The sequence below is a fragment of the Streptomyces sp. NPDC029292 genome (assembly GCF_055569295.1).
The window spans coordinates 23,091-33,250 of the sequence record NZ_JBVHXR010000038.1 but is presented as its reverse complement, the minus strand read 5'-3'; the positions used below and the strand labels follow the sequence as shown (position 1 = coordinate 33,250).

The window sequence follows — 10,160 nt, the reverse complement described above, 5'->3', positions numbered from 1 at the left end:
CCCGCATACCCCCCCCCCCCCCCCTCCCCTCCCCCTCCTCCCCCCCCCCCCCCCCCCCCCCCCCCCCCCCCCCCCCCCCTCCGCCGTCCAGCTCCCGCCCTCTCGACCGCGGCATTCGCAGTGCACGGCACCCGCGATGTGTCTGCCGGGCTCGTGGCACGGCAGAGACCGGTAACAGCCGCCGAGAAGCTTCGCCTCCTCTTCTTACGGAGACATCCGTGGACATCCTTCGACACCGGCGTACCACTCGCTTGAAGGCCTTCGCGCGACTCCGGCAGCGGCGGCCCCAGCTCTTCCGCGAATCACCTGGCACGCCCCTGCGGGCCCTGTCCGACCGCCGAGAACGAGAGCCTTCGGTGGATGGCGCGGCGCGATCCGCGACGTTCGACTCCACAGCACTCCTCTGCTGTGACCGCCCTGGAACAGCAGTCCGGACTCCTGGCAGCCAGCCGCCTGTACGTGACCTGGCTCAAGCCGAACACCAAGTAGGGCCCCGGGATTCCAACCCAACACCCCGAGCATCAACGGGAGTTCAGCCGCACGCGAGGACTGATCGCGACGACGGGAGCTGAACGGACCACTCATTCCGGCCCCCACCCCCGTGCCGTGAGGCGTCGCAGCCCCTCGGCTAACTGGAGTCCCTGTGCCCGCGATCACCTCATTCGCCCAGACACCGATCAAGTCATCCCCGTCCCCAGCGCCGAAACGGTGGCCTCCGGTCATCTGGGCGCTGCTCATCGGGACATTCGCCGTGCGCGCCGCGGGATTCGTCTACCCGTACTTGCCCTACCGCCTGGATGACCTGCATCTGGACACTGCGGTCGCGAGCACGGTCCTGGCGCTATGGGGCGCCGGCTGGTTCACCGGCCAACTGCTGTGCGGCTGGCTGGCCGACCGGATCGGCCGCCGGGCCACCCTCACGAGCGCAATGACGCTCGCCGCGGTGAGCTTCCCGCTCCTCGCCGAGGCCCGCACCCCGATGGCCCTTGGCATCGCCGCTGCCCTTTCCGGCCTTGTCTACGACGCGCCCCGCCCGATCATGTCTGCCCTCGTGGCCGACACCATCCCGGACGAACCGGGTCGTGCCCGCATCACCGGCTGGCGGCACTTCGCCGTCAACCTGGGCGCCGCCACCACCGGGCTTGTGGGGGGAGCCCTCGCAGGACCGATCGGCATCCCGGCACTGTTCTGGTGCAACGCACTCGTGTGCGCCGCATTCGCCGTCGTCGTACTTCGGGTCATCCCACCAACCACCCCGGCACAGGCACTCGGGCCGAGAGGACATCGGGAAGCATTCAGCGACCCCCTCCTGTGGCTCCTGTGGCTGGCGAGCCTTCTGACCCTGATCCCGGTCGCTGCCCTTTTCTCCGTGCTCCCGATGATGATGGCCCAGGACGGCCTGCCGCCCACGGCCTACGGATGGACGCAGGTCGCCAGCGCCGCCGCCGTGATCGGACTGTCGCCGATCCTCAATCCCTGGCTCGTACGGCGCGCCAGACGTCCCGCTCCCATGGTGGGGCTGCTCGGTACGAGCGGGCTGATCCTCGGTGCAGGGATGGGCTCCGCAGGGCTTGCCTCCTCGACTATCGGGTACAGCGCAGCCGCGGCGCTGGCTGTACCAGGCGAGATCATCGCTTTCGTCGCCGCCACCGATGTCCTGAACAGGATCGCGCCGCCGTCGAGTCGAGGCGTCTACGCGGGCATCTGGGGCACCACGCTCGCGGCCGCGGTTCTGTGCGCCCCTGCACTCGGCGGATGGGCGCTCGCCCACGGCGGCCACCACCTCGTCGCCGTGACGACCCTCATGTCCGGACTCCTCGGTGCAGCACTCTGCCTGCCGTTGGCATCGCTCCTGCACCGCCCGTCACGCGCACCAAGGACTTACGCGTGACGGGCCTCACCACGGCCAGTCGCGCCGTCGGCCTGCACCGCCACAGCGCGGCTCGTCACGAGCCGCTGCCTGATCCCCTGTGCTCCCTGAGCCGCCCTGGAATCGCCGCCTACTCGCCGACCACGTGCAGACCGGCAAGGCGGATCGCCCACCACAGACCGGCACATCCCTCCGTACAGAAGGAGTACGACGCACGATGCGACACCCATCCTCGTCGCGGCGCCTGCGCCACCTGACTGTGTTCGTCATCAGCGCCGCTACGGCAACCGCCCTCGCCGGGTGCAGCGCGGACAAAGACCACACCGCCGACACCCGCATACCGAGCGAGAGTCCCACCCCCGCCGGCGCCGTGACTGCCACCGAGGCCGCCAAGATCGTGGACCACTACGAGAAGGTCAACAACAAGGCCAACGCCACCCAGAACGAGAGGCTGCTGGCCACCGTCGAGGCCGGACAGGTCAACGTCCAGTCCCATGCGGACTACGAGCAATGGAAGACCTGGAAGAAGGAGGACCAGGAGGAGTACGGGTCCCCCTTCTTCTACCAAAACCGCAAGTACCTGATCCCGCAGGCAGGCACCGCTTCCTGGTTCGCGGTGCGAGCCACCTCCACCGGGGCCGACAAGCCGGAGTGCTTGCTGATCTTCGACAAGGTGGGCGGCACCTACAAGATGACAGCTGCCGTATACGAGGACGGGACACCCATACCCGGAGTCGCGCTCGACAAGAGCGGCCTCGCCGCAGCCGTCGACCCGTCCAAGCCGGTCGGAGCTCTCGCCCCGGACCAACTCGGCCCGGCCTTCGCGGACTTGATGGCGACCGGAGGCAAGAAGGAGGGGTGGAAGCTGGCCTCCACACAGGCCACCAAGAAGTACATCGAGAGCTACCAGACGCGAAACAAGAGCGACAAGGACGAAGACCGCAGCTGGCGCACCCTCAACTACTTCGCTGCCAAGCCGGCGAACCCCACCGTGTACGCGTTGCGGATGGCCGACGGCGGCGTGCTCGCGGTCTTCCCGAGCGCGTTCAAAGCCGAGTTCCTGCATAAGCGGTTCATGCAAGGCGGCGCGATCATTCCGGGCCCGACGGAGAGGGTCTACAACAGCAAGACCCGGCCCGTCATCACCGACGAGTACCAGAGCCAGGCGGTCGCGGTCCTCAGGCCATCACAGCAACCCGCAGTCCTTGCGTTTGAGGACCGGATGGTGAACTCGCGATGAGGACGCCGCGGCAGACGATGCTGAACGGGGCTCACACGCAGACGAGGCTTCGGTTCACCGCCATACCTCCCGATGACAACTGGGCCCGAGAGCGCGACGCCAGATTCGCGCAGTTCGTTGCCCTGCGCCTCGCCGAAGTCGAGGCCACAGGTTGCCTCGCCGAGAGGAAACTCGCGGCGGGAGTGCTCGACCTCTACACCGAGTGGAACCAGAAGCGAGAACTCGCTGCGGCCACCAACGAAGACCTCTTCAACGGGCAGGTCGGCGCGATGGGCTGGGCCCTGCGATGCATTGCGCACAGCGCCTGGTGGAACACCCCCGGCTGGGAGCAGGCCTTCCACCCCGCGGCCACGGCGCCGGATTCGCCGCCAGCCATCACTGGCGGACATGTCCAGGCACGGCAGCCGTGACGGTACTGGAACGCCGGCGAACGCCCGCCAGCAGATCACTCCCCACGGTCCGGTACCGCGACGTCCTGAAGGTGCCCCACGTGGCGAAGCTGCTTGTCGGCACGCTCATCGGGCGCCTGCCGACCGGCATGGCCCCACTGGCGATTCTCCTCAGCGCCGATCACGGAGCCGGATTCGGAACGTCCGCAGGCCTACTTGCCGCGGTGTACCTGGTGGCCAACGCCATCGGAGGCCCCTGCTATGCCCGCCTGGTCGACCAGTACGGCCAGAGGCAAGCGCTCGCCGCTGGCGCTGCCCTGAGCGCTACGGCCTTCCTCGCCCTGGCCACCGGGCCCACGGACGTCTGGTGGGCGATGGCCGCTGTGGTGGTCGCGGGAGTAACCCGGCCGCCTCTGGACGCAGCACTCAGAACGCTGTGGGGCGCCGGGGGGATGATGCCGTCGCCTGCCCATCAGCGGGTGGCGTTGGCCCTCGACTCCGCGGCTGAGGAGCTCATTTACGTCGCCGGACCGCTGCTGGTGGCCACCATCGTCACGGCGACTTCGGCTTCCGGGGCCCTCGTGGCGACCGCCGTCGTCGGCGCCATCGGCACCGCCCTGTTCGTCAGCACGCCAGCCTCCCGCGCCGCGGGCGCCAACTTTGCTGCCCGCCGACCCGATTGGCTCGGTCCGATTCGGTTGCACAGCCTGCGGGTGCTGTACGCGGCGATGGCTTGTGTCGGAGTCACCATCGGTGCCCTCACGCCCTTGGCCGTGCAGTCGGCTGATCAGTTCGATGCCCCGCAACTGTCCGGAGGCCTGCCTGCGGCCCTCTCGATCGGGGCTGTCCTGGGCGGGCTTGCCTACGGGGCCCGGGCGTGGCGCGGAAGCGTAGACAGGCACCTGATCGTCTTGTCAGCCGGATTCGCCGTGGGCTGGCTCCCCATGATCGTCGCAGGAAGCCCCGCAACGACGCTGTACTCCGCAGCGATCCCCGGCTTGGCCATGGCCCCCCTGCTCGGCGCGGCCTTCCTCATGACCAGCACGTTCGCACCGGCTGGACACGCCACGGAAGCCCACGCCCTTCTGGTCGCCGCCCTGGACATCGGGTGCGCCATCGGCACAGCCGCCGCAGGCATCACGCAAACACAGCTCCTCCTCCCGGCCGGAGCAGCTGCCGCCGCGCTCATTCTCGGCACCGCCCGAAGGCACCTCCACCCGACGTTCCTGCACACACTTCCGCCCACGCCTGACCCCGAACGCGGCAAGGAGCACACTCTGTGAGCCCATTCCTGATCACCCGCACCCTGCCCGAGCAAGCCACGGATGCGGCCCTGCGCGCCGACGTCCTGCGCGGCCTCACCCGCACCCCGAAGACGCTGCCGCCGAAGTGGTTCTACGACAAACACGGCAGCGAGCTGTTCGAAAAGATCACCGAACTGCCCGAGTACTACCCCGCACGCGCCGAGCGGGAATTGCTGATCGCCAGATCGGCCGACATCGCCGCGGCAACCGGCGCACGCACGCTGATCGAGCTGGGCTCCGGCTCGTCCGAGAAGACGCGGCACCTGCTGGACGCCCTGCCTGACCTCGACACGTATGTGCCGGTGGACGTCAGCGAGAGTGCGCTCACTCAGGCGGGACACGCGCTTGTTGGGCAGCGACCCGGCCTGAAGGTCCACGCGCTGATCGCCGACTTCACAGCGGGTTTGGCCCAGCCGGGCACGCCCGGGCCAAGGCTCGTGGCGTTTCTGGGCGGCACGATCGGCAACCTTCTGCCATCCGAGCGCGCCACGTTGCTGTCGTCCATACGCTCTTTGCTCTCGCCCGACGACTCACTTCTGCTCGGCATCGACCTGGTCAAGGACGAGCGGGTGCTGCTCGCCGCGTACGACGATGCGGCCGGCGTGACGGCGGCGTTCAACAAGAACGTACTCAGCGTCGTGAACCGAGCGCTTGGCGCCGACTTCGATCTCGATGCTTTCGAACACGTGGCCCGGTGGGACGCAGCCAACGAGTGGATCGAGATGCGGCTGCAGTCCCGCACAGTCCAGACCGTCAAGATTCCCGACCTCGACCTGACAGTCGACTTTGCGGTCGGCGAGGAGATACGGACGGAGGTATCGGCCAAGTTCCGCGAACAGGGAGTGCGGCGCGAACTGGCCTTGTCGGGACTGGCACTCACGCGGTGGTGGACCGTCGACCAGCTGTACGGCCTCGCGCTGGCTCGACCTACGGCTCCATCGGCTGGGCTCCGGCCGTACGCGTCGCCTTGGCCTTCCGCCAGTGGGGGTTCGTCATGAGGTTGCGGACGACTGCGCCCACCGCACAAAGCAGCAGCTTCCGGTTCCTCGATGTGAAAGGCCACACCGCAATGAAGGCACGCGCAACCGACGCTCAGCCATCCGGCAAGCACGACGTCTCAGCCCGTCCGATCTTGCTCTTGGGCGCCGGAGCGCACGCATTCCGTGAGTACGTTCTGCGTCAAATCGCCCGCGTCCGACCCGTGGTGCTCGTCGACCAGGCCCCACCCAATTGGGCCCGCCCATATCTGGCCGCCCAGGCGGCCGTCGACCTGCGCGACCATGAGGCCGCGGAGGCCTTCCTCAAGACTGCCGCAGTCCAGTTCGGTGTGGCCGGCGTGACCACCTACATGGAGCACTTCGTCGAACTCACGGCGCGGCTCACACACCAACTCGGACTGCCGGGCAACTCCCCATCAGCGGCTACTGCCTGCCGTGACAAGGCCACCACGAGACGCCTTCTGGCAGCGCACGGGGTCCCCTCTGCAAGCTCGTTCCTTGCGGAGGACGCCGACCAGGGGGTGGAGATCGCCCGCCGACTGGGCTACCCCGTCGTCGTAAAGCCGCGAGGCCGGGCGGGAAGCGCGGGAGTCCTGCGGGCCGACAGCGACGAAGACGTACGCGCGGCGTTCCACCGTGCCCTGGTGGACAGCGTCCTGGGCCTGGAGGCCTGGTCCGTGCCCGGCGCCCTGGTCGAGGAGTACCTGACAGGTCCCGAGATCAGTGTGGAGACCGTTGTCCTCGGCCCGGAGCAGGTGCAGGTCGTGGCCATCACCCGCAAGACGCTCGGCCCCGAGCCGCAGTTCCAGGAGATCGCACACAGCGTCGACGCAGCGGACCCACTGCTCACCGACCCCGTCCTCGCCGACATCGTGACCGCAGCAGTGCAGGCTCTGGGGCTCACCCGGGGCGTCTTGCACATCGAACTGCGGCTGACCACCGACGGTCTCCGGGTGATCGAGGTCAACGGCCGACTCGCAGGAGACCTCATCCCGCTGCTCGTCGAACGGGCTACCGGCGTCAACCTGCCCCAGGCACTGGCAACCCTCGCTGCAGGCGAGATACCCAACCTGACTGCGACCCGCTCGGAAGCCGCCGCGATCGGCTTCCTGTACCCCGAACAAACCGGCTACGTCGAACGGCTCGACGTACACGGAGCCATACACGATCAGCTGTGGCTTGAACGGCTCGTATGGACGCGCGACGTCGGCACCCAGGTGACCGCGCCACCGCGCGCCAGCATCGACGACCGCATCGCGCACTGGATCGTCACTGGCTCCACTGCCGCGGACTGCGCGAAACGACTCGGCCTGGTCGCCGACCACCTCTCCGTCCGTATCTCCCGTCCCGCCCACACCACGAGCTGCACACGGTGATCTCTACCCGCCCGCCCCGCAACCACCTTCCCTGGAGGCCGCCCGATGACCACCGCCCGCGCTGCAGTCGCGGCTCCTGCCCCCTATACGGCTGGGACGACGGCCGTCGCGGTGATCGCTCCGCAAGCCGGCTCCGGCTACGCTGACGTGCTGGCGCGGCGGGGACGCGACGCCGTCGCGGTCATCCTGGGCTTTGGCGCACGGCCTCCCGCCTACAGCGGTGTTGCGCCCGACGAGGGGTACGCCGACGTCATCGAGTACGCCGGAGACCTGCGTCGCACCGTCAAGAAGCTGCGGACGGTCAGAGTCGATGCCGTGGTGGCCGCAAGCCCGGTAGGCGTTGAGCTGGCCGAGCGGATCGCCTGGCAACTCCGACTCCCCGGCAGCGGCATCCCTGGTTCGACCCAGCTCCGAACGGACCGCGGCGTTCAGGCAGAAGCCCTGTCCCAGGCAGGGATCACCGCGCCCCACACCTTGCGCACCGCCAACGTCGCCGAGGCCCTCGCCTGGACCGACTGCCATCAGGCCTCTGCCTACGCGCTGGCCTCCGCCGCGATCGGTGTGCCTGGGGGGCCGGTCATCTGCTCTACGAAGCCGCAGATCACAGCTGTCTGGCCGCAGCTTCAGGAGTCTGCCTACCGCCACACCGGGGACGCCTCCCTTGTCCTGCGAGAACTAGTGGAGGGACGGCACTACGTGGTCGACAGCGCCACGCGGCTCGGCCCAGACGGTCCTCAGCACGCTGTTACCGGCATCTGGGCAAACCTTCACGCTCCAACGGGGCTGCTCGACCGAACCGACCTCCTCCACCGGCACGATCTCCTGGCCCGCCGGCTGTCCCTGTACGTGTGCAGTGCTCTGGACGCCCTAGGCGTGGCATCGGGGCCGATGTCATGCCACGTCGCGTTCGATCCTGAGCGCGGCCCGGTCCTGTTGTCCGCCAGCGTCGTCACCAACCGATCGCGTGCCGATGAGGCCGTGTGGGAGATATCGGGGCTCGACCCGATCGACGCAACCTTGGACGGAACCCTCTCCATTTACCGAAGGGGTATCGACGTCCCCCGCTGCCGCGTGGCTCGTATCTACGTGAACGTTCCGCAGGGAGGTGTACCTGAGTCGGGGTTGCTGCAGGCCTTTGCCGCACTGCCCACCACGGCGTGCGTAGATGTGGACCCGAGCTCATTCAGCTCCAGGAGTGCGCCAACCCTGTCCGGCGGGGAGGCCTGCGAGATCGTCCTTGCGCATGCGAGGTCCGGGGCGATCGAGGAGGACTACCACCGGATCCAGACCCTGATAGCAGATCTTCACAAAATCCGGCATCGGTGAATGTCCCATCTTCCATAACGGAGCCTTACCCTTCACCTGATCAAGAGAGGAAGCCACGTCCCGTGCCACGGAACTTCAACCGGCCACACCTCGTGTGGGGATGGAGAGGCACCCTCGCCGACGACGTCCAGCGTCAGGTCGGCGCAGTGAACGCAGCCCTGGCTTCGCTGGGCACAGAGCCGGTCGATCTCGACACTATCCGGCGCCACTTCGCCCCATCGGCTCCCGCCCTGTGTGCCGCGATACTCGGTCGCGCACTGACCGATCGGGAGCGGGCGCAGGCGAGCATGGCGTTCGAGAACTTCCACTCCCGACGACCGCCAGCCCAGCTCGTGCCTGGAGCCGAGGACCTCCTTGCGAGGCTGATACGCAGCGGTTGCAGCCATTCCGTGCTGTCGTTGAGCGCCCACCATGGGCTGACGCGTCACATCGCCGACATGGGCATCGCCTCCCTGTTCCTGCGCGTCGACGGACGCACGGGCCCCTCCGCCAGGAGCAAGCGACAGCCTCTCGCGAAGCACGTGGCGATGCTGCGACGGACCATCGGGGACCGCCCGATCGTTCTCATCGGTGATGCCGTTGATGATGTCCAGGCTGCTCTCGCCAACCAGGTTCACCCCGTGCCGCACGCTGGCGGCCTGACGCACGCCGACATCCTCCGGCGCAGCGGCGTACCCGTTGCAGATTCCCTTGCGCAGGCAGCGGCGTTTGCCGTGGCTCACGCTCACAGCCTGAACTGACTCATCTTGGGTTCCACTGAGCCCTGAGCAAGCCTCAACAGACGCCGGTCACGAGACAACGAACCTGTTGTCCGCCCGTCACGACGGGGCGCGGTCGTGCGCCGGGCTTGGGCCTGGTGTGGCGGGCTGCCGTGGAGACCGGCCCCCAATCCCTCCAGCGAAGAGAGATGGAGGGCCGTCGGACGGAGCGCCGGGCAGGACGGTCAGTGTTTCTCCGCGACGTAGGGGCGGAGAGGAAATGGGCGGCCGACCTTGCGCGCAGTTCGGTGTGGTCTCCACTGATCGACAGCTGGGAGGAACGCCACCCGCAGCACTTCACCAGAGGGTGAGGGGGCGGCCTGCCTCCTCTGCAGCCCGGATGAGTTGCTCGATCCTCTCGGGCGGCTGTCCTGCTTCGAGCCCGGCGCGAATCGCCTGAGCGATGGCACGTGTCCGTCCAGCGGCCCCACGCGTATCTGCAAGAGGGCCGTGGGGATTGCGCCTTCGCAGCGACCACTCCGCACGGTTCTCCGCTGGCGTTCCGAGCCGGAGATGGGCCGGATTGGTACAGCCATGGAAGTCGCAGGTGTGGCACACGACCGGGTCCTCGGTAGCAGTCCAGCCAGTTCGGTCTATCACTCCATTGGCGAGTTGGTAGGCGAACAGATGAGCCGGCACGGTTCCACGCCGGGACGGTCCAGGAAGGCTCGCGGCACGAAAGGAACCGTGTCCGGTCGAGCTGACGGCGTGGCACCACGGCCAGCATTGATCCGCCAGCCTGACGTAACGCTTGGCTTCGAACCGTGCGACAACGTCCTCGTCGTGTAACCAGACACGCCAGAGTTCCGCAGGGAGCCGAATCGGCATCGGTTCCCCAAGGAGCGAGAGTTGTTCAGCACCCATGTTCACGGGCTGGAGCTGAGGAGCGACGTCCTCCA

General features: G+C 68.0%; 7 protein-coding genes and 1 pseudogene. All 8 read left to right on the top strand.

Annotated elements, in window-relative coordinates; all coding sequences use genetic code 11:
• The first annotated feature begins 643 nt into the window (after window positions 1-643).
• Window positions 644-1,891 (top strand): MFS transporter, encoded by a 1,248-nt coding sequence (locus ACZ4WS_RS45510; protein WP_467989750.1) that lies wholly within the window; start codon window positions 644-646, stop codon window positions 1,889-1,891.
• A gap of 196 nt (window positions 1,892-2,087) precedes the next feature.
• Window positions 2,088-3,110 carry a DUF8094 domain-containing protein gene (locus ACZ4WS_RS45505; RefSeq protein WP_467989749.1) on the top strand — a complete coding sequence of 341 codons (1,023 nt, stop codon included), beginning with the start codon at window positions 2,088-2,090 and terminating at the stop codon, window positions 3,108-3,110.
• Complete coding sequence (locus ACZ4WS_RS45500; RefSeq protein WP_467989747.1) at window positions 3,107-3,520, top strand: hypothetical protein; 414 nt, start codon at window positions 3,107-3,109, stop codon at window positions 3,518-3,520. Before ACZ4WS_RS45505 ends, ACZ4WS_RS45500 begins: the two co-directional genes overlap by 4 nt.
• 80 nt (window positions 3,521-3,600) lie before the next feature.
• Complete coding sequence (locus ACZ4WS_RS45495) at window positions 3,601-4,782, top strand: MFS transporter (RefSeq protein ID WP_467989745.1); 1,182 nt, start codon at window positions 3,601-3,603, stop codon at window positions 4,780-4,782.
• Window positions 4,779-5,729 (top strand): annotated as a pseudogene (gene egtD / locus ACZ4WS_RS45490) (L-histidine N(alpha)-methyltransferase); the annotation flags it as partial. The gene ACZ4WS_RS45495 and the pseudogene egtD, both read left to right, overlap by 4 nt.
• 275 nt (window positions 5,730-6,004) lie before the next feature.
• Window positions 6,005-7,177, top strand: coding sequence for an ATP-grasp domain-containing protein (locus ACZ4WS_RS45485; protein WP_467989743.1), 1,173 nt, complete (start codon window positions 6,005-6,007; stop codon window positions 7,175-7,177).
• Between the two features lie 45 nt (window positions 7,178-7,222).
• Window positions 7,223-8,503: a hypothetical protein gene (locus ACZ4WS_RS45480; protein ID WP_467989741.1), complete on the top strand. Its 1,281-nt coding sequence runs from the start codon at window positions 7,223-7,225 to the stop codon at window positions 8,501-8,503.
• A complete protein-coding gene (locus ACZ4WS_RS45475; protein WP_467989739.1) occupies window positions 8,500-9,243 on the top strand; it encodes an HAD family hydrolase in 744 nt (247 codons plus the stop codon). Before ACZ4WS_RS45480 ends, ACZ4WS_RS45475 begins: the two co-directional genes overlap by 4 nt.
• Window positions 9,244-10,160: the final 917 nt, after the last annotated feature.